This is a genomic window from Microbulbifer mangrovi (genome assembly GCF_002009015.1).
Taxonomy (GTDB): Bacteria; Pseudomonadota; Gammaproteobacteria; order Pseudomonadales; family Cellvibrionaceae; genus Microbulbifer; species Microbulbifer mangrovi.
Map to the genome: position 1 here is coordinate 75,138 of NZ_LZDE01000344.1, position 24,805 is coordinate 99,942.

General features: G+C 58.1%; 23 protein-coding genes. 13 read left to right on the forward strand and 10 right to left on the reverse strand.

The window, feature by feature from the left end; genetic code table 11:
- Nucleotides 1-177 precede the first annotated feature (177 nt).
- Nucleotides 178-2,850, forward strand: a complete 2,673-nt coding sequence (locus B4U49_RS17110; RefSeq protein WP_078085819.1) for a hypothetical protein — start codon at nt 178-180, stop codon at nt 2,848-2,850.
- Between the two features lie 45 nt (nt 2,851-2,895).
- Here the strand turns inward: B4U49_RS17110 and yciH are convergent, their stop codons facing one another.
- On the reverse strand, nt 2,896-3,219 hold the full coding sequence (gene yciH / locus B4U49_RS17115; protein ID WP_078085820.1) for a stress response translation initiation inhibitor YciH: 324 nt from the start codon (nt 3,217-3,219) through the stop codon (nt 2,896-2,898).
- A gap of 184 nt (nt 3,220-3,403) precedes the next feature.
- Here yciH and B4U49_RS17120 point away from each other — a divergent pair, with 184 nt between their 5' ends.
- From B4U49_RS17120 to B4U49_RS17155, 8 genes are all read left to right on the forward strand, one after another.
- A complete protein-coding gene (locus B4U49_RS17120; protein WP_078085821.1) occupies nt 3,404-4,237 on the forward strand; it encodes an ion transporter in 834 nt (277 codons plus the stop codon).
- A 170-nt stretch (nt 4,238-4,407) separates the two neighbouring features.
- Nucleotides 4,408-5,553, forward strand: a complete 1,146-nt coding sequence (locus B4U49_RS17125) for a serine hydrolase domain-containing protein (RefSeq protein WP_078085822.1) — start codon at nt 4,408-4,410, stop codon at nt 5,551-5,553.
- 28 nt (nt 5,554-5,581) lie between these two features.
- Nucleotides 5,582-5,809: a SlyX family protein gene (locus tag B4U49_RS17130; RefSeq protein WP_078085823.1), complete on the forward strand. Its 228-nt coding sequence runs from the start codon at nt 5,582-5,584 to the stop codon at nt 5,807-5,809.
- 672 nt (nt 5,810-6,481) lie between these two features.
- The gene (locus tag B4U49_RS17135) at nt 6,482-7,132 is read left to right on the forward strand and encodes a YiaD family glycine zipper/OmpA-like lipoprotein (protein ID WP_078085824.1); all 651 of its coding nucleotides are present in this window, start codon (nt 6,482-6,484) and stop codon (nt 7,130-7,132) included.
- Nucleotides 7,133-7,203: 71 nt separating this feature from the next.
- The gene (locus B4U49_RS17140; protein ID WP_143735721.1) at nt 7,204-7,770 is read left to right on the forward strand and encodes a hypothetical protein; all 567 of its coding nucleotides are present in this window, start codon (nt 7,204-7,206) and stop codon (nt 7,768-7,770) included.
- 335 nt (nt 7,771-8,105) lie between these two features.
- The gene (locus B4U49_RS17145; protein ID WP_078085826.1) at nt 8,106-8,546 is read left to right on the forward strand and encodes a hypothetical protein; all 441 of its coding nucleotides are present in this window, start codon (nt 8,106-8,108) and stop codon (nt 8,544-8,546) included.
- A 104-nt stretch (nt 8,547-8,650) separates the two neighbouring features.
- Nucleotides 8,651-9,019 carry a SpoIIAA family protein gene (locus B4U49_RS17150; RefSeq protein ID WP_078085849.1) on the forward strand — a complete coding sequence of 123 codons (369 nt, stop codon included), beginning with the start codon at nt 8,651-8,653 and terminating at the stop codon, nt 9,017-9,019.
- 33 nt (nt 9,020-9,052) lie between these two features.
- Nucleotides 9,053-9,874, forward strand: a complete 822-nt coding sequence (locus B4U49_RS17155; RefSeq protein ID WP_078085827.1) for a class I SAM-dependent methyltransferase — start codon at nt 9,053-9,055, stop codon at nt 9,872-9,874.
- A gap of 8 nt (nt 9,875-9,882) precedes the next feature.
- Here B4U49_RS17155 and B4U49_RS17160 read toward each other — a convergent pair whose 3' ends face one another.
- From B4U49_RS17160 to B4U49_RS17175, 4 genes are all read right to left on the reverse strand, one after another.
- Nucleotides 9,883-11,268, reverse strand: coding sequence for an L-serine ammonia-lyase (locus B4U49_RS17160; RefSeq protein WP_078085828.1), 1,386 nt, complete (start codon nt 11,266-11,268; stop codon nt 9,883-9,885).
- Nucleotides 11,269-11,514: 246 nt separating this feature from the next.
- Nucleotides 11,515-12,492 carry a tRNA 5-methoxyuridine(34)/uridine 5-oxyacetic acid(34) synthase CmoB gene (gene cmoB / locus B4U49_RS17165; RefSeq protein WP_078085829.1) on the reverse strand — a complete coding sequence of 326 codons (978 nt, stop codon included), beginning with the start codon at nt 12,490-12,492 and terminating at the stop codon, nt 11,515-11,517.
- Between the two features lie 9 nt (nt 12,493-12,501).
- A complete protein-coding gene (gene cmoA / locus B4U49_RS17170; protein WP_143735722.1) occupies nt 12,502-13,242 on the reverse strand; it encodes a carboxy-S-adenosyl-L-methionine synthase CmoA in 741 nt (246 codons plus the stop codon).
- A gap of 37 nt (nt 13,243-13,279) precedes the next feature.
- Complete coding sequence (locus B4U49_RS17175; RefSeq protein ID WP_078085831.1) at nt 13,280-16,192, reverse strand: insulinase family protein; 2,913 nt, start codon at nt 16,190-16,192, stop codon at nt 13,280-13,282.
- 205 nt (nt 16,193-16,397) lie between these two features.
- Here B4U49_RS17175 and B4U49_RS17180 point away from each other — a divergent pair, with 205 nt between their 5' ends.
- On the forward strand, nt 16,398-17,102 hold the full coding sequence (locus B4U49_RS17180) for a DUF599 domain-containing protein (protein ID WP_078085832.1): 705 nt from the start codon (nt 16,398-16,400) through the stop codon (nt 17,100-17,102).
- Nucleotides 17,103-17,139: 37 nt separating this feature from the next.
- Nucleotides 17,140-17,934, forward strand: a complete 795-nt coding sequence (locus tag B4U49_RS17185; RefSeq protein WP_078085833.1) for a methyltransferase domain-containing protein — start codon at nt 17,140-17,142, stop codon at nt 17,932-17,934.
- A 2-nt stretch (nt 17,935-17,936) separates the two neighbouring features.
- On the opposite strand, the gene B4U49_RS17190 is transcribed toward B4U49_RS17185, so the two are convergent.
- Together B4U49_RS17190 and B4U49_RS17195 are read right to left on the reverse strand one after the other, a co-directional pair.
- Nucleotides 17,937-18,479 carry a J domain-containing protein gene (locus B4U49_RS17190; protein ID WP_239692690.1) on the reverse strand — a complete coding sequence of 181 codons (543 nt, stop codon included), beginning with the start codon at nt 18,477-18,479 and terminating at the stop codon, nt 17,937-17,939.
- Nucleotides 18,480-18,534: 55 nt separating this feature from the next.
- Nucleotides 18,535-19,794 (reverse strand): porin, encoded by a 1,260-nt coding sequence (locus B4U49_RS17195; protein ID WP_143735723.1) that lies wholly within the window; start codon nt 19,792-19,794, stop codon nt 18,535-18,537.
- 275 nt (nt 19,795-20,069) lie between these two features.
- On the opposite strand from B4U49_RS17195, the gene B4U49_RS17200 reads away from it, so the two are divergent.
- Both B4U49_RS17200 and msrA read left to right on the forward strand, forming a co-directional pair.
- Nucleotides 20,070-20,687, forward strand: coding sequence for a class I SAM-dependent methyltransferase (locus tag B4U49_RS17200; RefSeq protein ID WP_078085836.1), 618 nt, complete (start codon nt 20,070-20,072; stop codon nt 20,685-20,687).
- A gap of 40 nt (nt 20,688-20,727) precedes the next feature.
- A complete protein-coding gene (msrA, locus tag B4U49_RS17205) occupies nt 20,728-21,357 on the forward strand; it encodes a peptide-methionine (S)-S-oxide reductase MsrA (protein WP_078085837.1) in 630 nt (209 codons plus the stop codon).
- Here msrA and B4U49_RS17210 read toward each other — a convergent pair whose 3' ends face one another.
- The 3 genes from B4U49_RS17210 to B4U49_RS17220 all read right to left on the reverse strand — a co-directional run bounded on the left by B4U49_RS17210 (nt 21,358) and on the right by B4U49_RS17220 (nt 24,692).
- Nucleotides 21,358-22,212, reverse strand: a complete 855-nt coding sequence (locus tag B4U49_RS17210) for a sulfurtransferase (protein WP_078085838.1) — start codon at nt 22,210-22,212, stop codon at nt 21,358-21,360. It lies immediately after the preceding gene.
- A 138-nt stretch (nt 22,213-22,350) separates the two neighbouring features.
- Nucleotides 22,351-24,033, reverse strand: a complete 1,683-nt coding sequence (locus B4U49_RS17215; RefSeq protein WP_239692688.1) for an alpha/beta fold hydrolase — start codon at nt 24,031-24,033, stop codon at nt 22,351-22,353.
- A 38-nt stretch (nt 24,034-24,071) separates the two neighbouring features.
- Nucleotides 24,072-24,692, reverse strand: a complete 621-nt coding sequence (locus B4U49_RS17220) for a trimeric intracellular cation channel family protein (protein ID WP_078085839.1) — start codon at nt 24,690-24,692, stop codon at nt 24,072-24,074.
- Nucleotides 24,693-24,805 lie beyond the last annotated feature (113 nt).

The window sequence follows — 24,805 nt, forward strand, 5'->3', positions numbered from 1 at the left end:
CAGCCCTGTTTCCCCGGTAATGAGACACTGTTCCGCCAGCGACTGTGATGCCGGTTGCCAAACCGGAAACATGTCCCATTTTGCCGAATTCACTGAGAACCAGTGCGCACTCCGCCGTTGATGAATCTTTTAGGCTCACCGCTGGGTTAACAGCCAACCTCGCGCGGTGAGTATTTCATGTCAGGCCAACAAAAATTCCAGATTGTATCTGCAGGTAAAACCCTGCGTGCGAAAGCACCTGCGGAAGTATTACAGGAGGTGGCCAGCACCTTCTCCGTCAGTGCCGAACAGGCGCGCAAGCTTTTCCTGAAAGGGTGGGTAATCAAGGATCAGCTCTCACCGGGGCAGGTGGTCCAGTATCGCACTCAGCTACAGCAGATCGGACTGAAAATCGAAGTACACCCCGCCGGCAAGTTCGACAACCGTGCAATACTCGCGCGGCTGCAATTCGCGCAAAAACGCAAGGCGCGTAAAGAATCCGGCGCCCAGCCCGGACGTTCGGGTGACACAAAGCCGGCTGCTCAACAGGCAACTCAGCCAAAGAGCGCTCAAAAGTCTGCTAAAGATTCTGTCGAAAAGGTGGAACCAACTAACTCGATAGCCTCGCAAGCGGAGGTTCGAGCAGCGAAGTCCGCTACCCCCAAAAAATCACACAATGACACACCGGCCCCGCGCGAGCGCGAGTCGTCCGCTGCGCGAGCCCAACTGGAAGCGCTGTTTACCGGTGAAAGCGCTGGATTCGATTCGCTGGCACAGAGGCTGGCAATGCTCCCAGGCCTCGTCAGCGCAGCGCTGGTGCCGGCTCTGTTTACCGGCCTGATGCTCTTTTGTATCTATTCCATAGGAATGGCGCTGTGGGCGCTGCCCGCTTCCGTAATGGATGGCAGCTTCGGTGTGGGTACGGTCATCAGTGTGCTGATCAAGCTCCTGCTTACGGTGTTTGTCGGGGCATTGCTGGCATATCCATTTTTTACATCTCGCTGGCGAGTGCTGGCAGAGTCCGAGCAGGCTGTGGGACTGAGCATCCGCAAGTCTGAAGCCCCGGGCTTATTCCTGCTGCTCGAGGTGCTTGAGACAAGGTCGGGGCTGGGTATTGCCGGCCAGCAGCCAGGGCCGAAAAACCTGGCTGTAGCGCGTGGTGCAAAAAGTACGCCGATTGAGGTAACTGCAGGCTCGGATGTCGTTGTGACCCGGCAGCCCGGTGAACCGCGTACCCTGCAGTTGGGACTGGGGGCGGTCGCGACACTGAATGGTGGAGATGTGGTGGCGCTCGTTGCGCGTGCGCTGTCCTATCATCAGGGGCCGCTGATGCGTGCCGGAGTGCACCTTTCAATGACCACAGCACAACGGCTGAAATCCTGGCAGGACGCGCTTGAGCGGGAGGTGACCCTGCTCAGTGTCGAAGATGAGCCAACTGCCGCGCGTATTTCAGCGCTCAACCCTCTACATAAGTTACTTTCGGTTTGCGGACTGGCGCTGGTGCCGGTGCTTGAACGCTTACAGGGCGTGCACCGAGCGACCAGCGGTGCGGTTGCACGCAGGCTGGAAGCCCGCGCAGACCGTGCCGCAGCGCAAATGATTGGCAGCGACGACTTTGCGCAATTTGCCGAGCGATGGAATCAACTGGTGCACGCCGATCTGGTATGCGGCGAGATCAACCGGGAGGCGCAGATTACCGGCAAGCGTCTGGCGGATATTCCGCGCGCCGTACGCTGGCTTTACCGCAATCTGGAGGAGGCCACTCGCACCAGTATCGATATGGCGATGGCCGAAGATACTGATAGTTGGCAGCCGACCGAGCCCGCTGGACACGAGCGGATAGCAGCTGTAGAAGCGCGGCAGCTGTCGGCACTGTTACAGAGAGTCGACTTCTCTGTGCAGAAACTATTTACCGATTTCGATGAGCTCTGTGCGCGCGCGAGCCGCTTGGGAGCGGAGGAGAGCTGCCGGGCGGTAGAGAACAGCCTGTTGCTGACGGCCAGCAAGGAAACCGAAGAGGCGCAGCAGGTCCTGTCCGAGTATTTCAACCGGGTTATCCCGCGGGACTTCCTGCCGTTGCAGGGGCCGCAAAATGCGGAACTGGCGGACCTCGGACTGCAGGACACTATCGACTGGCTGCGCTCGCGTCTGGTGGATCTTCAGGAACAGGAACAGCGGTTGGGGCAGTTGCAGTTGAGTGGTGCCCGAATTCAGTTGGGCGCGGCGCTGGTACGGGCTAACGTTCGGGTGGACTCGCGCCGCTTTGAACTGAGCGGTACCACACCCTCTGCTGCCGAAGCGTCGGCGAAAGACAATCGCGCGCGGGTTCAGGAGTGTATTCAGCAGCGCCAACAATTACACCAGATGTTCTTTCAGCGTATACAGGGGATTGTCTCCGGGTTGAGTGGCGGCGAGCGCGGTGATGCAGATCAGTCGCTGGCACAGCTTCAAGGCTTCGAGCGCATGCGCGAACCGCTCAGCAGTCTCGACCGCTACGGTGACCTGGTGTGCGAGCTAATTGAGTACCTGCCTGGGAATGAGGTCCCCGCGTCGCTGCTGCAAAAATACGCCCAGCTGGCGGTGCAGCAGATTCGCGAGGTGCACAGGATTGCGGTTGAGGAACCTGCGCTTCTGCCGGCGCCATTGCTGGAGAAACTGGCGGCCTGTGGCGCTGGAGATCCGAACGGTGTGGCAGATGCCCGTGGGGGGGATCTGGCTGGAGAGCTGCAGGCGATCGAGCTGCGCTGCAAAAATGCCAGCGCCGTGGTGTGTGAGGGATATCACCTGGCACTGTCGAGTCTGTTGAAGCTGTGCCTGGTGGAGGAGGGGCGCCGCAAGGTGAAACCCCTGCGACTCGCCGGAACGCTGTAATCCCCGACGCTTTACCGTGGATCCGGGCGTCCTGCCCGGAGCCAATCAGCCTCCGGCCAGCTTCACCGTGTAGCTTTTGGCCTCCAGAACGGCCTTGATCTCGTCCCGTTTGTCGCCCTGAATTTCAATGACGCCATCTTTCAGGGCGCCACCGCAGCCACAGCGCTTTTTCAGTTCCGCCAAAAGTAGTTTCAGTTCACTGTCAGTGCCATCCACCCCTCTGACACAGGTCACGCCCTTGCCCTTGCGGCCCTTGGTTTCTCTCTGGATGCGGACGATGCCGTCACCTTGATGGCGCTTTTCTGCCGGTGCGGACTCTTTGATGCGGCCGCGGTCGGTGGAATAAACAAGCCGGTTTTTGTCACTCATAATTGTGCTTTACAGATATCGGTTACTTTCTTGCCGCGCAAGGATAGCCGAAGCGTGTCGGGCAGATAAAGGTTCCGCCGGCAGTTACCTGGCAAGGCCCTACACAACGGGGTTGATTGAAACGGGTCCCGGTCGGCTAAAATGACGGCAATTCCTCCAAGCAAAGACACAAGGAAATGACTGAATGGCCCTGACAGGTGTCCGCAAGCGGCTCAATGAAGTGATATTCGGCACCGACACGCCGGCCGGAAAGTATTTTGATGTGGTCCTTATCTGGACCATCCTTGTCAGTGTGGTGCTGGTTCTGCTTGCTTCTGTTGAGAGCTGGTGGGTTCGCTACGGAGAGATCTTCTTTCGCCTGGAGTGGTTTTTCACCGCACTGTTCACAGTGGAGTACCTGACCCGGATTTACTGCGCAAATGACCGCCGGTCCTATGTGTTTAGCTTTTATGGCGTTGTAGACCTGTTGGCAATCCTGCCCAGTTATCTGGCACTGATATTTACCGGCGCCACATACCTGATGGTGATTCGCCTGTTGCGGGTGCTGCGAATCTTTAGGATCCTGAAACTTGTCCGCTACCTGAGTGACGCCAACCTGCTGGTGCGCTCCCTGTGGCAGGCGCGTCGACGGATCCTGGTGTTTTATTCGAGTGTGCTTGTGCTGTGTATCATTTTCGGCAGCATCATGTTTATTGTGGAAGGCCCGAAACACGGGTTTACCAGTATCCCCAAAAGTATTTACTGGACCATCGTCACCATCACCACCGTGGGGTACGGGGATATCACCCCCCAAACCACGCTTGGACAGGCGATCGCCTCCATGACCATGTTGATCGGTTACTCGATCATTGCGGTGCCTACCGGCATTGTCACTGCCGAACTGGCCCACGAGCTGGGTCGGGAAAAGCAACTGGCGCGGTGCCACAATTGCGGAAGGGCGGGGCATGATGCGGATTCCGAGTTCTGCAAGCACTGCGGGTACAAGCTCGAAGATTTTGAGCCGATTACCGAAAATTGACCCACCCGCGCGCATCGCCTGCGCGCCAGAGGGCGGAGGCGCAAGATAGTCCCGGGGGCTGCTTAACAGCCCCGTTGCTATCCGCTATCCTTGCGCCCCGTTCAACCTGCCGCCTTTTTCCAGAAGGCCGTTCCGCCATCAACTCCTACAGACACTGGTAGCTGCCCCCAATGGATATTCAGGGATACTGCGCACCGGGCTTCGAAGCCCTATTTGATGCCTTCGCCACTAATTTTCGCGATCACGGTGATGTCGGCGCCTCTTTCTGTGCCGTACATCAGGGCGAGGTAATTGCCTCACTGTGGGCAGGGAGTGCAGATCGCGCCGGTACGCGGGTATTTGAAGAAGATACCCTCGCCAACGTGTTCTCCTCCTCCAAGGGGATTCTTGCGCTGATTGCTCTGCAGCAGGTTGCCGCGGGTAACCTGGACCTGGATATACCGGTGGCACACTACTGGCCCGAGTTTGCCGCTGCCGGCAAATCCGAGATCACCGGACGCCAGCTACTCTGTCACCGGGCCGGGGTGATCGCGTTCCGCGAACGGGTGAAGGATGATCTGATTTACGATTGGTCGGCAGCACTGGAACAGGTCGCTGCCACGGAACCCTGGTGGAAGCCCGGCAGCCAGCAGGGCTATGCACCCTTCCTTTATGGATGGACGATCGGGGGGCTGATTGAAAAAGCCAGCGGTCAGCCGCTGATGTCTCTTTACCGTGCCGGTATTGCGGACCCGCTGGAGCTGGATGGCGGCTTCGGTGCCGTTGGCCACCGCTCCTCTGAAATCGCTGACGTTGGCCCCCTCAAGAAACCACTGCCGGAATTACGCGATAACGCTATCGGTCGCTCTATCAAGGAAGACCGCCAGGGGCCAGTGGCTACTGCTTTCACCAATCCGGTGTCGCTGATGATGGGCACTAACGGTGAGCAGTGGCGCGGCGCGTTGATTCCCGCGGCCAATGGCCACTTCAGCGCGAGAGATTTGGCGACCGTTTACGGTGATCTCGCGAGTGAAGATCCCCAGTTGCTGCCGCTGGTATTGCTGCGTGAGGCAACCGAGGAGCAGAGTCGTGGGCAGGACGCCATACTGCAGGCAGATATCGCGTTTGGCTGTGGTTTCCTGAAATCCGCTGGCGCTGAAGATCTGCATTTTGGCAGTGAAGCTGGTTTCGGGCACCCCGGCGCCGGCGGCAGCGTTGGCTTTGCCGACCCGGGTGCGGAGCTGGGATTTGGCTATGTCACCTCTCGTATGGGGCAGAGCCTGTTTATGGATCAGCGTGCAGTTGGATTGAAGAACTGCCTGTACAGCCTGCTTTAAGTGGGCTTATGTACCCAAGAGGTGAACAATGAGTACAGATTATAAACAGATTTCTGCACGAGTGGACGAGCTCGAGACCCGGCTAGCTTTTCAGGAAGACACCCTGGCCGAGCTAAACGATGTGATCGCCGCCCAGGATGCGCAGATTCGCGCCCTGGTACAGCGGGTGAAAGAAATGACAGAGAAATATCAGGACCTGTCGTTTGAAGTGCAAAAGGGCGTCAGTCCGGGCGAGGAAAAGCCTCCTCACTATTGAGCCAGCGGCGAAATCTGCGGCCCAACGCGCCGCTGTTACTAGTTGCCGATATAACACTGCGCGTTTTTCTACCTCAATTTCTGGAAAACCCCGAAATTTCGTTTTTTCTGCCCCCGTGAGACCTTGACAAGTTTTTTTCCACATGAAGGGGGTGCCTGTGAATTTATCTGACAGGTCCGCTTTAGTTGGTACGGAAATGCCGAAAAATGGCGTAAAGCACTGATTTTAAAGGGGTAAAAGTGATGGGCCAAAAAGTGCCCAAATTGCTGGGGGCGAGAGCTTGTGCGGCTTGGGGTGCGCTTTTTCAGATTCATGCACAAAGTTATCCACAGATCTTGTGGAAGAGTGAATTACACCGGATTACACCGGTAGCGCACGGTTTCTGGCTGCAGAGTTTGAAATCACTCGCGTGAATGCCCGAGAAGATTTCACATGAGTGTGGTAGTGGTCATCGTAGTGGGTGGATGAAAGTGTGTGCTGTTTTACCTGCCTCGGCCAGAATGCACAACACGTCAAATTTGGGAAATAGGCGGTAGACCTGTAGAGACTTTGCGCATAGTCTTCGTGCCCATGGCGAACCCGGTTCAGCTTACAGTCAGTTACTGCGAGTGATACTGGGATCAATAGCCGGATATTTCCCCGTTATCAATAAAAGCGTTAGGAGAAGCTTAAATGAAAAAATGGGTAGCAATTCTTGCCCTGGGCTCACTGGTTGGTTGTACCACCCTCGACCCGTACACCCAGGAAAGTAAAACCAGCAATGCGGCTAAAGGCGCAGGTGCTGGTGCTGTCGCTGGCGCCATTATTGGTGCGGCGACCTCTAGTAAGAGTGATCGCAAGAAGGGTGCCATCACTGGCGCACTGGGTGGTGCGGCCATCGGCGGTGGTATCGGCTACTACATGGACCGCCAGGAAATGGCTCTGCGCCAGCGCCTGGAAGGTACCGGTGTACGTGTTCAGCGTGAGGGCGACAACATCCGCCTGATCATGCCGGGCAACATTACCTTCGCGACCAGCCGTTTCGAAATCCGCTCCGATTTCTACGACACCCTGGATTCTGTGGTGCTGGTACTGAAGGAGTTTGATAAGACTGCAATTCGCGTTAGCGGCCACACCGATAGCACTGGTTCCGACGTAACCAATCAGACTCTGAGTGAGCGTCGCGCCGAATCTGTTGCCAACTTCTTTGCTACCCGTGGCGTCGCCGCCGGCCGGGTACAGGCAGTGGGCTACGGTGAGCGTTATCCAATCGCAAGCAATGATTCCGACGCCGGTCGTCAGGCCAACCGTCGTGTGGAGCTGGAATTACTTCCGCTTCAGTAGCAAGATAAGAGGGCGCTTCGGCGCCCTTTTTTATTGCGCGGAATTCACGACAGGGGAAAGCTATGCCGGGTATGTCCTTCCGAGTTCGGGGATGGGGTTCGGTTGGGGGCGCGCTCCGATCAATTCTACTGCTAAGCCTGCTGTCGCCAACGGCGCTGTTGTATGCAGACGAGGTGGATACCGATACCGGCGTATCTTCTGCAGCGCTCGCGAGTGGTTCGCACGAGACAGATGCGGACAGTCGCGCGCGGAATAGCGAGAACGATGGTGGGCCGGAGTTATTGGATGCCGCGGTGCAGGATCGTATAGCAACCTCGGAGCTGGTGGCGCAGGTGAAAATCACTGGGGTTCACCGCATGATCGACAATGCCCTTTCCGAACCGGGTATGGTGGCCATTCTCGGCTATGTGTATTCCGGCGTTACGGAAAAAATCTGGAAAGGGGCGCCTACCAATCTGGTTGCATTCCGGCTGACACTGGATGACTGCGACCGCAAACTCGAGCGGGGCGAACATTATTTGATCTTCGCCAAAGTGGATACTCAGGGGCGTCTGCAGCTCGCCAGTTGCGAAGCTGCCGTGGCGGGTGCCGATGCCGCCGGCCTGTTGGGACAGCTGGACCGCTACTACCAGGGGTAGTCAGCGGGACGGTACCTTTTATTCTTCCATCCACTTGTGCCCGGCACCAGCCGATATAGACCTCCTCTAAATATGCCCCGGTCTAGATAGAACAATAAATACTTGAATGTGGGAACAATGTTCCTTGAATTGCGCCGGTTGAAGATTATTCTTATCAGTATTGGCGCCGCCTTCTTCTACGATGATGGTTTTTGCGAAACCGGTAGCAGCGTCAACCAGTAGCGATAGGGCGCAATAGCCGCAGGGCTACGTAGCCGGAAGTCGTTCCGCTGCAACCACAGGGTTGAGTCCACTCGTTCTGAACTCTCTACAACCGACTAGGGGTCATTGGGTATATGAAGAAATTACTGTTACCACTGATTATTCTGCTGTTAATCATCGGGTACTTTATGTCGCAGAAATCGGACGACTCCGTCGGTGATGCCTACGACAATATGGAGAAACCCGCCAACGAAAGCACAATGCCTGATTCATCCACGCCACCGGACATGGACTCGGATCCGACCATGCCTCAGGAAAGTGATGACGTGGCGCCGACCACCGATGATCCGCAGAGCTCAGACAGCTCCCTGATGGATGAAACCAAAGACGCTGCCCGGGATACCGGTGAAGCGGTCAAGGACGCCGCGGAAGACGCTGGCGACGTGATCAAGGATGCCGCCGATGATGCCGGTGATGCGCTGAAAGACGCTGGTGAGGCGACAAAAGATGCCGCCGAGGACGCCATGGATAAACTTCGTGGCGACGAGGAAAAAACGGATGAGGAGCCCCAGTAGTAAGCACATGATTGCTGGACGTCACCTCGAGAAAAGGCCGCGACTGGTTCGCGGCCTTTTTCTTTTCTACCATTGATAAAGTAGTTACGAATTTGTGTCAGGCGATGATCGAGCACTGTTGGCATCACGACCACGATATTCTGGAAATCCGCCCGGTTGCGGATCTGAAGCCGGCAGAGTTTCGGGCGCTCGCCGCACAGGTGGATCCGGTGATCTGCCAGCACGGTTATCTCCAAGGGCTATTGATCGATGCCCGCCATTACCGGGGTTGGAAAAACTTTGCCGCTCTGGTTTCCCATTGTGTGTTTACCCGCAATCAGCACCGGCACCTGCATCGTATAGCGGTGCTGTCGGACAGTACTTTACTGGGCTTCATGCCGCAGTTGCTGAACCACTTTGTGGCGGCGGAAGTTCGCCCGTTTCCCATTGAGGATGAAGCCGCGGCACTGGAATGGTTGAGCCATCCCGGTTAAATTCCCCGCTTTTAGCGATGGATATCCTCCAGCATGTCTCCCACCATGCCTCAAACCATGCAGTTGGCAGTAACCGCCGCGACGGTAGAATTCTGTGCGCGAGCGGAAGCGCTCGCGGTGCAATTGAACCTCCCGTTTCTCGGTGAATCTCCAGAAAAGCGGATCGAAGATCGGCCTTTTGTGCTCAAGTGTGGGGAGCAGCTGCAACTGTGCGCGACCGGGCGCAAGGCGCCGGGGCCGGTGGCCGTGGATTTTGTCACCGGCGCCGCGGCCCACCGGCGAAAGTTTGGCGGAGGCAAGGGCCAGCAGATCGCCAAGGCAATCGGAGTTCGCAGCGGCTTTTATCCGCAGGTACTGGACGCCACGGCGGGTCTTGGGCGGGATGCATTCGTTCTGGCGTCATTGGGCTGTGAGGTGCGTATGCTGGAGCGGAACCCGGTGGTTTTTGCGCTGCTGGACGACGGCCTGCGCCGACTGCAGGAAGCGGCGCAAACGGATAGCGAGCTGGCTGCCATTGCCGCAAACATGCGGTTGGAACCGCGTGTAGAAAGTGCGGCTGCGTGGCTGGCACAGCAGGGGGCAGAATCAATCCCGGTGATTTACCTGGACCCAATGTTTCCCAGTCGTGAAAAAAGCGCAAAGGTGAAAAAGGAAATGGTCGCGTTCCACCAGTTGGTGGGCAGCGACGAGGACGCAGACAGTCTGTTGGCACCGGCGCTCGCTGCCTGTTATTACCGCACCGTAGTCAAGCGACCGCGCCTGGCCCCTGATCTTGCGGACACGAAACCGAACCTGCGTTTCGAGGGAAAGTCCGGTCGCTTTGATGTGTATACCCGGCACGGAGTGCCTGGCTAGCTTCAACGTCAGCAGTTGACGGCATTTACTGCCAGTCCACCAAGCGACGTTTCCTTGTATTTGCTCTGCATATCGATACCTGTCTGGCGCATGGTCTCTATCACGCTGTCCAGCGGGACGATATGTGCGCCTGTTCCGCGCAGGGCGAGGCGGGCGGCATTGATGGCCTTCACGGCGCCCATGGTATTGCGCTCGATACAGGGTACCTGGACCAGTCCGCCGATGGGGTCGCAGGTCAGCCCCAGGTTGTGCTCCATACCGATCTCGGCGGCGTTTTCGATCTGCTGGTTACTGCCCCCCTGAACGGCGGCCAATCCGGCGGAAGCCATTGAGCAGGCGACACCAATCTCCCCCTGGCAGCCCACCTCGGCGGCGGAAATCGATGCATTTTTTTTGAACAACATGCCAATGGCGCCAGCGGTGAGCATGAATTCCACTACCTGATCCTTCAGGTCGCCGTGCTCTTGCGGGTCATGCACAAACTGGACGTAGTAAGCGATGGTGGCCGGAATGACCCCGGCGGCTCCATTCGTGGGGGCGGTAACAATGCGTCCGCGCGCTGCGTTTTCCTCGTTTACAGCCAGTGCGAACAGGCTCACCCAGTCCAGGATCGACAATCCCTGACGCCGCTCCTCGTCACTTTGCTTGGAGAGCTCCCGGTAGTGCTCCTCGGCGCGTCGACGCACGCCCAGCCCCCCGGGTAAAACGCCACTCTGATGACATCCCCGCTCAATGGAAGCTTCCATCACTTCCCAGATATGCCACAGGGCATCTTTGATTTCCTGTTCGCCGCGGAAGGCTTTTTCATTTTCCATGGCCAGCTCGGCTATGGTCCAGCCGTGCTGTTCGCACAGTGACATCAATTCTTCGGCGGAGCTGAAATCGTAGGGGAGCAGGGTGGCGATCTGTTCGCGATTTTCAAAATCCTCTTCCGACAGGACAAAGCCGCCGCCAATGGAAAAGTAGCTGCGCTCAAACAGACATTCATCGCCGGCAAACGCCTTGCAGGTCATGCCGTTGGAGTGCTGGGGCAGGAATTCCTCCTTGTGGAACAGCAGGTCGCGCTCTCGTTCAAAATGGATTGCGCGCAGCCCATTCAGAATCAGCTGCTGGTGCTTGTCGATGCCTGCGAGCCGTCCGTCAATCGCGTCCACATCGATGGTATCCGGCGCTTCGCCTTCCAGGCCCATTAGCACTGCCATGTCGGTTCCGTGGCCTATACCGGTGAGGGCCAGTGAGCCGTAAAGATGCACCTCTACACGCTCGGTCTTGGTCAGGTCGCCGCGCTCTTCCAGATCGCACACAAACTGGCGCGCTGCCACCATGGGACCGACGGTATGGGAACTGGACGGGCCGACGCCTATTTTGAACAGCTCGAAAACACTGATGCTCATGGGGATCCTGAAAATTTTCGCCAGAAGTGTCTGCGCGGAATCCGCGCCGACAGAGTCAGATATAAGTGTAGTTGTGGGGATGCTGTCTCCTGCACAACGTGCATGGGAAAGCGATGCCGTACACGTTCGCTGAAGGGCCTGGGCTGTGCAATACGGGGGCGGTAAATCGAGATTTTATTTGGTGCAGCCTGCGGGCCGTGCAACAAACCACTGATTTGCTGCCGGCTGGCGCAGGGAATACTGGTGTCAGGGGGCGATGGCGGTGATGGTGGCGCGCAGTGGAGCGGGGTGGCCCTCTATGGTTTTGCTGTGGTCTGCAGGGTCCAGGAAGTCCACCAGGGATTCAAATCGCATCCACTCGGTACTGCGCTGTTCTTCGAGCCTGGTGTGGTCAAGATCGACGGTTTTCACGTCCACAAAGCCGGTTTTGCGCAACCAGCTTTCCAGAGTGGCGGTGCTGGGGAAGAACCAGACATTGCGCATCTTGGCATAGCGATCTACGGGAACCAGGCATTCGCCGAGCCCGCCGTCGATAACCAGGGTTTCCAGCAGCAGCTGGCCGCCGGGACGCAGGGTATCTTTCAGTTCGCGCAGGTGATCCAGGGGAGATCGGCGGTGGTACAGCACGCCCATAGACAGGGTGGTGTCAAAAGCGCGCAGATTGGCGGGTAGGGCTTCGATACCTACAGGTACCACATCCACGGGCTTTTCCAGGCCGAGATATTTTTTCAGTGCGTAAAACTGCGCTACAAACTTGGCGGAGGGATCGATGCCAATCACCCGTCGCGCACCGGCACCGAACTGTCGCCAGCAGTGATAGCCGCTGCCACAGCCGACATCGAGGACCAGTCGGTTTTTCAGGTCATCGAGATGGGGGGCCACCCGGTCCCACTTCCAATCCGAGCGCCACTCGGTATCGATAAAAATATCAAACACCGTCCAGGGTCCTTTGCGCCATGGATGCAGCTTGTGCAGCTGGGATTCGAGCAAGGCCTTCTGTTCGGCGGTTGCGTCTGCACCGGTACCGATACGCACTTCGCTGCCGATCTCTGTGGTCGATGGCAGTATATCGGGGAGCGCGTCCAGAGCTGCCTGCCAGTCGGGCAGGTCGCCCCAGCGCGCCGGATTCAAGTTGTCGGCGATCTGTTGGGGCAGGGAGGTGAGCCAGGGGCGCAGGGCAGGGATATGCTGCAGCCCGGAGTAGAGCGGTGTGTAGTCAATCATGGGTACTGCTCAGGCATCCCGCTGCTTGATGGCAATCAAGGATGCGAAATTGAAACACTGGAACCAGACATCGACGCTGCTGAAGCCGACACTTTTCAGGCGGGTGCGGTGGTCGAAGAGGGTCTCCGGGATGAGTACGTTTTCCAGGGCACTGCGTTTCTGGGCAATTTCCAGTGCGCTGTAGCCATTGGCGGCCTTGAACGAGTGGTGCAGGTCGATCATCAGTTCCTGGTGATCGTTGTCCGAGAACGCCACTTTTTCCGACAGGATCAGCACGCCACCCGGGCGCAGGCCGTCGTAAATTTTCTGCAGAATTTCTTCGCGCTCACTGGTGGGAATGAACTGCAGGGTGAAATTCAGCACCACAACAGAGGCATTCTCCACCTCGACATTCTGCAGGTCATCGCATACCAGATGCACCGGAATTTGTGCGCTGTCGGCGGCGAGCACGGTACGGGCCCGCTCGATCATCGCCGGTGAGTTGTCCACGGCGATGATTTCACAGTCTGCCGCCGGAATGCGGTGACGCATTGCCAGCGTCGCCGCACACAGGGAGCTGCCCAGGTCATAGCAGCGACTGCCTGCCTGGGCGTAGCGCTCGGCGAGGGTACCGATCATGGCCACAATGGTGGTGTAACCGGGTACCGAGCGTTGGATCATGTCTGGAAAGACTTCTACCACCGACTGATCAAAGCTGAAGCCGGCGACTTCTCCCAGCGGTTTGGAAAAAATATCGTCTTTCTTGCTCACTGCGGTTTTCTCGCCGTTCTCGATTTATCGTATGTCTTCACAGTTTTTCTTCGTGCAGATCCAGCGCCAGTCCCGCGTCGCGTCCCTGACTCCCGGTGACTACCGCGGTGCTGGCTTTTTCCGCCTGCAGGTAGGTTTTCCCCACCCGCTGCAGATCCATCAGGCTGACCTCGGAAACCTTGCGGCGGAACTCCTGGCGAATGGCATGGGTGCGGCCATACAGGTTGGAATGGAAGGCCTTTTTGGCTTCGCCGGCGGGGGAGCCCGGCTTGTCCATGCTGCCGACCACGCCGAGGATGGCTTCTTCTACCTGTGATTCATCGTGAGTTTCATTCAGTAGCCATTCCACCGACGCATCGAAGTCCTGCAGAGTTTCTGCCATACGCGGATCGCGGTATGAGTAGAAACGGAATGCGCCAATGTTGACGTCGTGGCTGGCACCGCCACCGTAGGCGCCGCCCTGTTCGCGGATGGTGCGGTGCAGGTAACCGTTGCGCAGGAACCCGCCCAGTACTGCCAGAGCCGGGGCATCGTCATGTGACATCGGCACGGTCGGATAGGCTTTGGAGCAGAAGTTGACCTGGCTGTTGGCCAGCCACACTTCCTGGATTTTACGCGGGGTAAACGGTGCTTCTTCCCGATTGGTCGTTGGCTCGCTGCTTTTCGCCAGCGGGCTCAGTGCCGCGGTAAAGTCTGCCAGGCGATCCTCTTCCCCGACCACCAGGAACTGGCGGTTGGCATTGAGGATTTTCTGGTGGATCGCACTGAACTGACCAGCCAGGGCTTCCAGCCCCTGGTTACTATCCAGGCTTTTGACCAGGGCCTTGAGCTGGCGCAGGCCGAGCAGGCCGCCAGACTCGTGTCCTTCCCAGGCTGCGCGGTTGAACCCGGCACTGGCGGCCGCCATGGCGAGGGCGTGTCCACTGCCGACAACGGACTGTTCGCGGCGCGCCAGGGTTTGTAGCAGCAGTTCCTTGATGCGCGGCAGCTCGTCAAAGCGCACCTGCTCCATGGTGGCCTGCATCAGTTCGGTGAGTCCCGCCTGGTTTGCAGCCAGCGCTTTGCCGGAGAGGATAAAGTGACCGGATTGGCTGTCCAGATCGTCAAGCTTGGTGCGGTGGCTGGTAAAGCTGTGCAGGGAGCCCGCCACGGCGGCCTGCCACTGCTGGACTTCCAGATAGTTCTTGTCGCCGAGACCCAGCTCGCTCAGTGTCTGGCAGTAGTAGGGCACCAGGACGCGCTCTTCGTCGGTAAAATCCGGCAGCGTTGCAACCAGCTGCTGGTATACCAGCCCGTTGGTGCCGGCACCGTAGCGGGTCACCCGGGTATTGTTCAGCTCGATTTTTTCCCCTTCTACCTTGGGCAGTTCCGCGGGAATATCCTCTACACCTACCTTCGGCAGGATCGACTCATCGTCCTTGCGCAACTGGCGTTCTGCGAGGGCTTTGGTTGTCTGGATGATCTGCTGTTTCTCGCCATCCGTGAGTTCCGCTTTGAGTTGTGCAAGGCGGGCTTTTTCCGCCTGCTCCTCACGGACAGCCAGCTCGGCGTCTGGCGACAGTACCAGGCGCACACGGTGCTGGTTTTCCAGCAGTAGCTGGCGCGCAGCATTGGCGATAAATTTGGGGTCCTGGATTTGCTCGCGGAGTTTTTCCAGTGCGGCATCAATGTTCAGCAGACCGATGGCATCGCCGCGGTGAGTAGCGCCGGTGAGTGCGGTAAGGATCAGCTGTAGACCGTAAGGGTAGCCGTCACCACCAATTTCCCGCTGCTGTAGTTCCAGCTGGTGGAGTGCGGCGGAAACCTGATCGTAGGGCACGCCGTTTTCTGCAACGTCTTCGAGTACCTTGAGCACCTGTTGTTCCAGCTCGTCTGCACGCTCCCGTTCGCTACCCTCGATACCGCAGACAAACACCAGCTCGCGCTGGGAGTCGTCGAGGCCGCAGAGGGGGGAGGGGGAGTGGCCGAGTTCAGTTGTCTCCAGAAGGTGCATCAGCGGCGAGGCACTGTTGTCCAGCAGAACACCCGACAGCAGGTGTGCGGTCAGCGCCTGTTCCAGGTCGGTAACGTCGCCGAGCAGCCAGCCCAGGACGATATGGGTTTTCTCATCCAGGGACTCTTCGCCGGAAAGCGGATACTTTTCTTCTACTCGCACCGGAGCGCTGTACAGTTTTTCCCGACCCACTTCCACGGTTTTGTGGAGTTGGTCGAATTTGTGCAGGGCTTTTTCTTCGAAGATTGCCTGATGCTCTGCTGCCTCTATATCACCGAAGGTCATGAAGATGGCGTTGCTCGGGTGATAGTGAGTGCGGTAGAAACTCACCAGCTGATCGTAGGTGAGGTCGGGGATATCCGCGGGCTCACCACCGGAATTGAAATGATAGGTGGTGGTGGGGAACAGATATTTGCTCAGTTTCTGCCACAATTGGGAGGTGACAGAACTCATCGCGCCTTTCATCTCGTTGAACACAACGCCTTTGAATACCAGATCACTGTCCGCGTTGTCCGGGTCGGCAAATTCCAGGCGGTGTCCTTCCTGGGCGAAATCCAGAGGATCGAGACGGGCGAAAAACACCGCATCGAGATACACGTCCAGCAGGTTATCGAAATCCTTGCGGTTCTGGCTGGCGAACGGATAGGCGGTCCAGTCGGAGCTGGTGAAGGCATTCATAAAGGTATTGAGTGAACGCCGGATCATCATGAAGAACGGGTCGCGCACCGGGTATTTGTCACTGCCGCAGAGGGCGGTGTGTTCGAGAATATGGGCGACGCCGGTGGAGTCTTCGGGTACGGTGCGCAGCGCAACCAGGAATACGTTCTCCGGGTTGTCGGCGGCAATATGCAGATGCTGCGCGCCGGTACGGCGATGACGGTACTCTTCCACACGTACGCCGAGGGACTCGATCTCGGCACTGGTAATCGGCTCAAATGCGGGGTGTACGTTGCTCAAAAGACTGCTCCAATGGGTAAGTTGCAGTTGCCGGGACTGGCTCGGGTTGGGTCCCGGCAAAATCGGCGGCCATTTTAGCGCTCCGGATGGGCGAAATGACAGGGTTGACAGGAGAGTGTTGACACCTGCGCCATCGGTGCGAAACTTCGGCCTTTATTCTTTGACGCAATAAATGTAGTCGAAAGGGGGATGTGCGTTGAACTGGATGGACTATGCGAGCCTGGCAGGGTTTTGCCTGATTTGGGCTGGCTATACGGTGTTTGCCCGCCGCAAAGCGAAAACGGCGTGGTGCCTGGCGTCCTCTATGCAATGGTATCGGGTCGAGTGGATGTTGCGCATGTTGGAACGGGATATGCGTATGCCGGATGCGGCCATCCTCAGCAACCTGGAGCGGGTCATCGGTTTCTTCGCCTCCACCAGCATCCTGATCCTGGCAGGTCTGGTTACGGCACTGTCCGCAAACAGTGCCGCGGTGGAAGTGCTTAGCAGCCTGCCTTTTGCCCAGACCACTACGGTGGAGCAGTTTGAGATCAAGGTCATGGTGCTCATCGTGATCTACATCTTTGCGTTCTTCAATTTCACCTGGTCTCTGCGCCAGTACTCCTTTGCCAATGTATTGCTGGGGGCGGCGCCCGCAGTGGATGAGGAGGAGGTGACCCGAGAGGAGCGTCGCCGCTACGCGATCAGTGCTGCAAAAGTGATCGATCAGGCGGGGCACAGCTACAACTACGGTTTGCGCTCCTTCTATTTCTCCATGGCGGTGATGGGCTGGTTCGTACATCCCATCCTGTTCGTTTTCGGCTATCTGGCGGTCATATGGGTGCTTTATATGCGGGAATTCCGCTCGCGTACCCTGCAGGTCATCCTTGCCGCGGAAGGGCGCTCATTGGATCAGGTGCGGGACAAGTAGCCAGAGATGAAGCAAATTGTTAGCACGTGGACACGCCGTGGGTGACCGGAACTTTGATGATCTCGCAGAGCGCTTCAAAAGGCGGATTTACGGCGGCCTGAAAGGGGATATCCGCCTTGCGGTACTGAACCGGGACCTGGCTCCGACCCTGAACTCTGATCAGGCCGATGGAGCGCGCCGGATACTCAAAGTGGTGGATGCGGGTGGCGGGCAAGGACAGTTTGCCCTGGATCTGGCTGCCGCCGGGCATCAAGTCTGGCTCACCGATATTTCTGCGGCAATGCTGGAATTGGCCAGGGAACAGGTAGCTGTACGTGAGCTTGAAGGGCGCGTGCAAACCTTGCAGTTGCCGCTGCAGTCGATCTCTTCCGATGCGCGCATACCCGCCGCGGACCTTTTGCTATGTCACGCGGTGCTGGAGTGGCTCGAGGCGCCGCAGCAGGCGCTGGTGCATCTGGCTGAGAGTCTCCAACCTTCCGGATACCTTTCCCTGACTTTCTATAATCGTCGCGCGTTGGAGTTTCGCTTGCTGCAGCGCGGGAGCCTGCGTCAGCTGGATCGCAATCGACAAAGTGGTGACTGGGGCGGGCATCCGGGAAGTTTGACCCCGAAAAACCCGCTGTTGTCGGAAGAAGTCATGGGATGGGTGGAACAGGCGGGGCTGTCTGTTGTGGCCCACAGTGGTATTCGCTGTTTCCACGATTTCATGACGCCGGAAATGCGCGACAAGCTGCCGACGGAAGCCATTGTCGAGAAGGAGCTGACTTACTCCCGTATCGATCCCTATCGACAGCTGGCCCGCTACGTACACCTGCTGTGCCGGCGGGCCTGAAATTACTGACCGTCGAGCTGTTTCAGCAGCAGGGCCTTGGCGGCATTGATACGGGAGGCGAGGTAGTCGTTGCCGCCGCGATCGGGGTGAAACTTCTGGATCAGCTTGCGGTGCGCACCGATGATTTCTTCGCGGCTTGCATCGGCGGATACGCTCAGGATCTTGCGCGCTTCTTGCAGGGTTAACTGGGGCTCATGGGGCCTCTGGCTCGCGCCGCCCGCACCGGACTGCTGTTGTTGTCCGTCCTCTTCCCGGTCTGCTTTATTTCGCTCTGCCTTGGCTTGTGCGTGCTTGGCGATCAGCGGCGCTATCCAGGGAAGGTGCCGCCCGAACATGCGCCAGAGTCGGTTTACAATCGGCAGTACCACCGCCACTGCGGCGCCGACCCAGTGCAGGCGTCCTGTAATAGCGAGTAGGACAGCAGCCAGTGCCAGGGCAATCAATACCCACTGAATGATGAGTTTGCGCCGCTGTTCCGGCGGGCTGTATTTGAATTTCTGGATTGCCAGCCAGGCGAAAATACCGACGGCAATTAACAGGATCATGCGGCCCAAGGTGTGCTGCTCCCGGGTGATTCGACTACGTTAGGCCGCAAGCGTATCAGATGTCGATACGAAAGCCGACGGCCATAAAGTCATCAACCACCGGCTGTGCCACCTCGTTACTGGCGTCGACGGCATTTTCCCAGTAAAGCCGAACACGTTCGTTCCAGCGGTACTGGAACCCGAGGTAGTACTGAGCCAGTTTGTATCTGTCACCGCGTACGAGTGCAGCTTCAAACCCAGGATCATCCGAAACCAGGTAATTGTGCCCGCCGTATACGGAATAACAGTTATCGCGGCCCCACGTATAACTGAGGAATGACTCGGATCCTTTGGCATCGAAAAAGTTGGTGATACCGACAACGGAACCGGGGGGAGCCAGCTCGTTGTTCTGGGAGCGCTGGAATACCACTGCACCGTAGAACCCTTTGGCAAAGGCTTGCTGGCCGTAGTACATGCCCAGGGCGGAGGTCCAATCGTTACTACTGGCGCTGAACGCGTATTCATCGGTGATCAATATGGGCTCGTCGCCCGAGATGTCGTAGAGCAAGCCGTCGCTGCTCGAAATATCCAGTTTTACCCGATTGAACGCAGCGCCGATAAAGAAGCCGTCACCGATATCGGCGCGGTAAACTGCTGCGATACCGTGGCTGAGGCCGTACTCGCAGTCTCGCGGCGGGCACACGAGTCGAGTTTCGGGTGTCAGTTCAACGTCAATTTCCAGTTGGGCCACATGCTGTGCGGCCTGAAGGCCAATCTTGAACTCGCCTGCTTCAAACTCCCATGCTTTGCGCCATGCGAAAGCGCTATCTGCGCGTCCGGTGCCGGTTACGCCACCGTCTGTGCCCAGACCATAAGTACCGCTGGCGAGGCCACCGGACACGTTGAACCAGTCAGTGATATAGGTGACTTCGTAATACACACCCCACTGTTTGCCGGCAGAAAACTCGCCCCACTTCGGGTGCTTGGCAAAGGCATGCCCCTGGCGGAGGAAGAGCGACTGGTTTCTGTCCCCTGGCGCCGCCTGCTGGTCGCCCTGAATCACGATGTTCTGGGCAGAATTGATGGCTGCAACACCCCATTCCAAGTTGAAGCCGGTGTCCCAATTGTCGTAGGCCGGTACGTTCAGACCGAAGCGGATGCGCGAGGCGCCGTTCTGCATGCTGGTATTGCCCATGGTGTTGACCATGTGGGCGGTAAAGTAACCCTCCATATAGAGAGTGACTTCGTTTGATTGGTAAATGGGCACCGCATTTGCATTTAGCGCCGCAGCGCCAAGGGCGCTGGCCAGCAATGTTCTGCGGATACTTATTGTCATGTCTGTGCTCTCGCTTGCCGATCCGAAGGGAGAAGCCAAACGGCTTCGGGGAACACCCTGCGGCGGTTCCACCGAAAGTGGCCCTCATGCAAAAGTAGACCAGATAGCCAAGACGATCCGCTCGATTGGTTACACTTCGCAGAAATGGCAGAGGCTGCATTTTTTTTGTAGAAAGCTCCGCAGTGGAATCGTGCTACCTTCAGTGCGGTTCCGGTTGAAAAAATCGATTGAAACGCCATCTAAGTGGGCAAGTCATCAATGGAGGGGGTAGATCCTTGGCAGAAAGCAATTCTCTCAGCCGTCAGATGTTTGGATTGACCGTGCGGAAAAATGCGCACCCCGATATGCGCCGCTTGCGGCGCGAGGCAGGAGACGCGAGCCTGCACGGCAACAAATTCTGGAAGAGTTCCTGCCTCACCATGGACTATCTGAAGCGGCACCCACTGAAAAAGGGCGCGAGGGTGTTGGATCTCGGCTGTGGCTGGGGTTTGGGTGGGATCTTCTGTGCCAAGGAGTTTGGCGCAAAGGTGACTTCCCTCGACGCGGACCCCAGCGTATTTCCCTTTGCCGAATACCACGCTGAGCTCAACGACGTCAGCATCACTACCTGGCAGTGCCGCTACGAGAAAGTAACCCAGGCTGATCTGGCGGAGTTTGACGCGGTGATCGGCACGGATATCTGCTTCTGGGACAAGCTGGAGGGGCTATTGTACAACCTGACCCGCCGTGCCATGCGTGCCGGAGTAGGGCGGGTCATGCTGGTGGACCCGGGACGCCCCCCGTTTCGGCAGCTCGCCGAGCGCGCCGAGGAAAAACTCGACGCCCAGTACTTCGAGTGGCAGACTCAGCGCCCGATGAAGGCCAGCGGCTGTATTATGCTCGCCGGTGAATAACCAGCTTGCTGTGTGGCATATACGTTAGAGGTTAAAACTGATGCATTACGACAAGACCCAGATCCCTACCGCCAATGAGGCGCTTCCCGGCCGCCCTGAGGCGATGCCTATCAGTGGCAAACATTTCGTATCCGGCCACTCCATGGTTGCGCCGTTTCCCGAGGGTATGCAGCAGGCGGTGTTCGGCATGGGCTGCTTCTGGGGCGCAGAGCGTTTGTTCTGGGAAATCGAGGGCGTGTATGTCACAGCCGTGGGTTATGCCGGCGGTCACACCCCCAACCCGAATTATCAGGAAGTCTGCAGCGGCGGAACCGGGCATGCGGAAGTGGTGCTGGTGGTATTTGACCCGAGCAAGGTGAGCTTTGAAGAGCTGCTGCGCCGTTTCTGGGAAGAACACGATCCGACCCAGGGTATGCGCCAGGGCAATGATCTCGGTACCCAGTACCGGTCCTGTATTTATACCTATGGCGAGGAACAGCTGGCCGAGGCGCAGGCGTCAGAGCGAGCTTTCCAGCAGGCGCTGGCAGAGAAGGGCTTCGGTGCGATTACCACTGAAATCCAGCCGGCGCCCACGTTTTATTATGCGGAGGAAGATCACCAGCAGTACCTGGCCAAGAATCCGGGTGGCTACTGTGGTCTTGCCGGGACCGGCGCCTGCCTGCTGCGCTGATCAGGCCGATGCGGTGCGCGGATGCAAAATATGCGCGCACCAATCACTCCAGCTACCCGGATACAGCTGCGCTTTGCGTCCAATCAGATGCAAGGAGAAGAGGTTTACGCAGGCAGTAACCCCGGATCCGCAATAACACACGATGTCATCGTCTGCCGGAATCGACTGCCAGTTTTCGCGCAGCGCCGGCAACGGCTTGAGAAACCCCTCATCGTCGGTCACTGCCTGCCAGGGCTTGTTGATCGCCCCCGGAATATGTCCTGCAATGGGATCGATGGGCTCTTCATTCCCAAGAAAACGCTTGGTGTCCCGCGCGTCGACCAATTGCCAGGGCGGATTGTCCAGTCGGGGGTAGAGGTCATCATAATGCAGCAATTCATTTGCGCGGGCGGCAGCTGTAAAGTCGCCAGTGCACGGCGCTTCCTCTTCACCATGTGCCAGCGGCAAGCCGGCGTTTTTATAGGCGCTGAAGCCGCCATCTAAAATAGCGACCCGGCTGTGACCAAAGTGTCTCAGCAGCCACCAGGCGCGTGCGGCAAAAGCGAAGCGCTGATCGTCGTACACGACCACTTGGGTGTCAGAGGAGATACCCACAGAGCGGGCAAATTCGGTGAACTGGCTTGCTGTGGGGAAGGGGTGGCGGCCACCGTAGCGTTCACAGGGGGCAGAAAGGTCCCTGTGCAGGCTGGCGTAGTGTGCGCCGGGGATATGTTTGCCGAAGTAGGCGTCTTCTCCGGCGTCGGTATCGGCCAGATCATAGCGGCAATCGAGAATGACCAGTTGACCATTCCCTTGCTCCTGTTGGCCCTGCAGCTCGGCCAGCTTGGAGACTTCAATCACACCCTGATAGTTCATAGCTACTGCGTTTTATAGTCGTTATGAGGCTCAAATTAAGCCCCGCGATGCCATTTGTCCAGCGCCTCGTTGCAGGAAATTGTAACGCGGGTTCGCAGTAGCGGGCGCCAATGAGGTCGTCATTCCCCGCGCCCGCGCTTACTGGGCTTCCGAGTAGCGGCTGCCCGCTGGTGACGTATGGCTGCGCTGCTGCTCCTCCTCCAGTGCCCGCTGTGCTTCCAGATCCGCAATCTGTTTTTCCAGCTCCGCCTTTTGCGCGAGCTCTTGCTTGCGGCACTCGACGGCAGCTTCCACCACCGGCTGCTGTGGACTGTCCAGAAAGCTGGCGGCTGCCTGTTCTGCGCAATCGCTGGCAGAGATCACGTCGTGTGCCAGCTTCGGGAATAGCAGCCACTGGTGGTTGGGCAGCTTTTTACGGGCCCGGTCCGCATCCGCCGCAGCGAGCACCGGGTCCAGGGCGCCGTGCATGACCAGCGTTGGCACCTGTGTTTTGATGGCGCGTGCCTCGAGCAGTGGGGCCGAGGGAATCGCCCAGATGCGACACTGCATCTGCATCATATCGATATCAGAACGTACCGATCCTCCCAGAATGCCGCTGCTGGCGGCCGCTTGCCGTGCCAGGTCAAAGTCGACGAAGGGTGCCTCTTCATAACAGAAATGGCTTATACCCGCCGCATCGCCAAAGTTCGGGTCGAGCACCAATCCCATAAAACTGGCGATGGCTGGTTTAAGCAGTTCTGCCTGATCGGATTCGAGTTCCTCGATAATGGCCGGGAGCTCCGCGTAAAACTGTTCGCTGTACAGTGCCTGGAACAGCACCCGCAGGAGCCGCTGCCCACTGAGTACAAAGGGATACTGCTCACCCGGATGGATCTTGCCGGTTTCGACGGTGAGCGGGGTTTCGTCGAGCTTGTCCACCAGGCTCTCGAGACGTCGCTTGAGATCCGGGTAGCGCTTATTGCACTCGTCGTCTTCGCTGCAGTAGTCAATGCCGCGCTGGTAGGCCGCGATCACATCTTCGGGTAGTTGTTGGGTATAAATAATGTCGGGGAACACGGCGCTGTTGAGCACCATGGCGCGCACGGACTCGGGGAAGTCGCGCGCAATGGTGAGGGCATAGCGGCTCGCGTAAGACACGCCGTAAAGGTTCAGCTTGGGTACGCCCAGAGACTGCCTTAATGCTTCCACATCCTGGGCTACCGTCGCGCTGTTGTACTGGGCGAGGTCGGCAACCTTGCTCAGTCGGCTGTAGCAGCGCTCCATGCTGTAGCTAAACACCCGGGCCTCTTCGTCGGTGCTGAGGTCGCGGGTGAAGGCGAGGTCGGCATCCTTGATGAACTCATCACAGGCCAGCCTGGGCTGCGCCATACCGGTCCCGCGCGGGTCGATGACGATCAGGTCGCGCCCATCCTGTACCGACATGCCGGCGTAATTGAACCACAGCCAGTCACTGGCATTTTCGGGCTCCAGACCCATGCTGGCGCCGGGGCCTCCGGCACCCAGATGGAGCAGGGGATCCTTGTCTGGATCGCTGATTTCCGCGTAAAAGCGCACCACCGGGAACTGGATTTTGCGGCCTTCCGGCTCCGCGTGGTTTTCCGGCACTTCCATCATGAAGCACTGACTGGTCGGCCAGCTGGGTTCGGTATCAAACCAGCAGGGCTTGGGGATCAGGCGATTGGGGGACGCCGTCTGTGCAGATTTTCCTGCAGTATCCTCCCGAGAGCAGCCGGTATTCACCAGCAGGGTCAGTGCCGTGAGCACCGGTAGTAATACACGCAGTGTGTCAGAGGGGCGTAAGGCGGAAAAACGTGGGGGCATAGTTGTGTTGTCTGAGTGGGTAACCGTGACCACTGGTGCTATTGCTCGGGGCGGATGCGCGCGATAGGCGCTGAAAGGTTCCAGCGCAGTGCCGCGAGTCGTATCCCGAGCGTTACCAGGACTGCTAGGGCTACCACGGCTTCACCGGGTAGCGCGTCAATGTCGTCCAGTATCACCAGAGCGGCGGCGCCGCTCAAGGCCGCGGTGGCATAAATTTCCCGTCGTAGGAGCAGGGGGATGTCGCCGCACAGGATGTCCCGGATCAGGCCACCAAAGGTGCCGGTCATTACCCCCATAACAATGGCGATGGCGGGGGTGTGGCCGAGATCCAGTACTTTCTGGGTGCCGATAACCACAAATACCGCCAGGCCGGCGGCATCGGCCACCATCAGCAGGCGCATTGGCACCTGCAGGTATCGAATCATGTAGAAGCTGACCACCCCGGTGGCCGCGGCGATCCAAAGGTAGTAGCTGTCTGAGAGCCAGAAGACGGGGACATTGAGGATGATATCGCGCAGGGTGCCACCACCAGTGGCAGTGACGCAGGCCAGCACTACCGCGCCAAACAGGTCCATCTGCTTGTGACCGGCAGCCAGTACGCCGGTGAAAGCAAAGATGGCGATGCCGATCAGGTCACACCAGTGCAGTAGTTGTTCCATAACACCCAGCTTTAGCTCTCAATTGGAATTCGTCATCTGGCCAGGTGGTGTATCCAGATGCTAAGGAGCTGATGCCGGGTATAGCCTTGTGAGACCTTCACCGCCATGGATGG

Bases quoted from the DNA above. Each gene is read 5' to 3' on its own strand.
- B4U49_RS17110 (WP_078085819.1), top strand. From the start codon at position 178: ATGTCAGGCCAACAAAAATTCCAGATTGTATCTGCAGGTAAAACCCTG.
- yciH (WP_078085820.1), bottom strand. From the start codon at position 3,219: ATGAGTGACAAAAACCGGCTTGTTTATTCCACCGACCGCGGCCGCATC.
- B4U49_RS17120 (WP_078085821.1), top strand. From the start codon at position 3,404: ATGGCCCTGACAGGTGTCCGCAAGCGGCTCAATGAAGTGATATTCGGC.
- B4U49_RS17125 (WP_078085822.1), top strand. From the start codon at position 4,408: ATGGATATTCAGGGATACTGCGCACCGGGCTTCGAAGCCCTATTTGAT.
- B4U49_RS17130 (WP_078085823.1), top strand. From the start codon at position 5,582: ATGAGTACAGATTATAAACAGATTTCTGCACGAGTGGACGAGCTCGAG.
- B4U49_RS17135 (WP_078085824.1), top strand. From the start codon at position 6,482: ATGAAAAAATGGGTAGCAATTCTTGCCCTGGGCTCACTGGTTGGTTGT.
- B4U49_RS17140 (WP_143735721.1), top strand. From the start codon at position 7,204: ATGTCCTTCCGAGTTCGGGGATGGGGTTCGGTTGGGGGCGCGCTCCGA.
- B4U49_RS17145 (WP_078085826.1), top strand. From the start codon at position 8,106: ATGAAGAAATTACTGTTACCACTGATTATTCTGCTGTTAATCATCGGG.
- B4U49_RS17150 (WP_078085849.1), top strand. From the start codon at position 8,651: ATGATCGAGCACTGTTGGCATCACGACCACGATATTCTGGAAATCCGC.
- B4U49_RS17155 (WP_078085827.1), top strand. From the start codon at position 9,053: ATGTCTCCCACCATGCCTCAAACCATGCAGTTGGCAGTAACCGCCGCG.
- B4U49_RS17160 (WP_078085828.1), bottom strand. From the start codon at position 11,268: ATGAGCATCAGTGTTTTCGAGCTGTTCAAAATAGGCGTCGGCCCGTCC.
- cmoB (WP_078085829.1), bottom strand. From the start codon at position 12,492: ATGATTGACTACACACCGCTCTACTCCGGGCTGCAGCATATCCCTGCC.
- B4U49_RS17180 (WP_078085832.1), top strand. From the start codon at position 16,398: ATGGACTATGCGAGCCTGGCAGGGTTTTGCCTGATTTGGGCTGGCTAT.
- B4U49_RS17190 (WP_239692690.1), bottom strand. From the start codon at position 18,479: ATGATCCTGTTAATTGCCGTCGGTATTTTCGCCTGGCTGGCAATCCAG.
- B4U49_RS17195 (WP_143735723.1), bottom strand. From the start codon at position 19,794: ATGACAATAAGTATCCGCAGAACATTGCTGGCCAGCGCCCTTGGCGCT.
- msrA (WP_078085837.1), top strand. From the start codon at position 20,728: ATGCATTACGACAAGACCCAGATCCCTACCGCCAATGAGGCGCTTCCC.
- B4U49_RS17210 (WP_078085838.1), bottom strand. From the start codon at position 22,212: ATGAACTATCAGGGTGTGATTGAAGTCTCCAAGCTGGCCGAGCTGCAG.
- B4U49_RS17215 (WP_239692688.1), bottom strand. From the start codon at position 24,033: ATGCCCCCACGTTTTTCCGCCTTACGCCCCTCTGACACACTGCGTGTA.
- B4U49_RS17220 (WP_078085839.1), bottom strand. From the start codon at position 24,692: ATGGAACAACTACTGCACTGGTGTGACCTGATCGGCATCGCCATCTTT.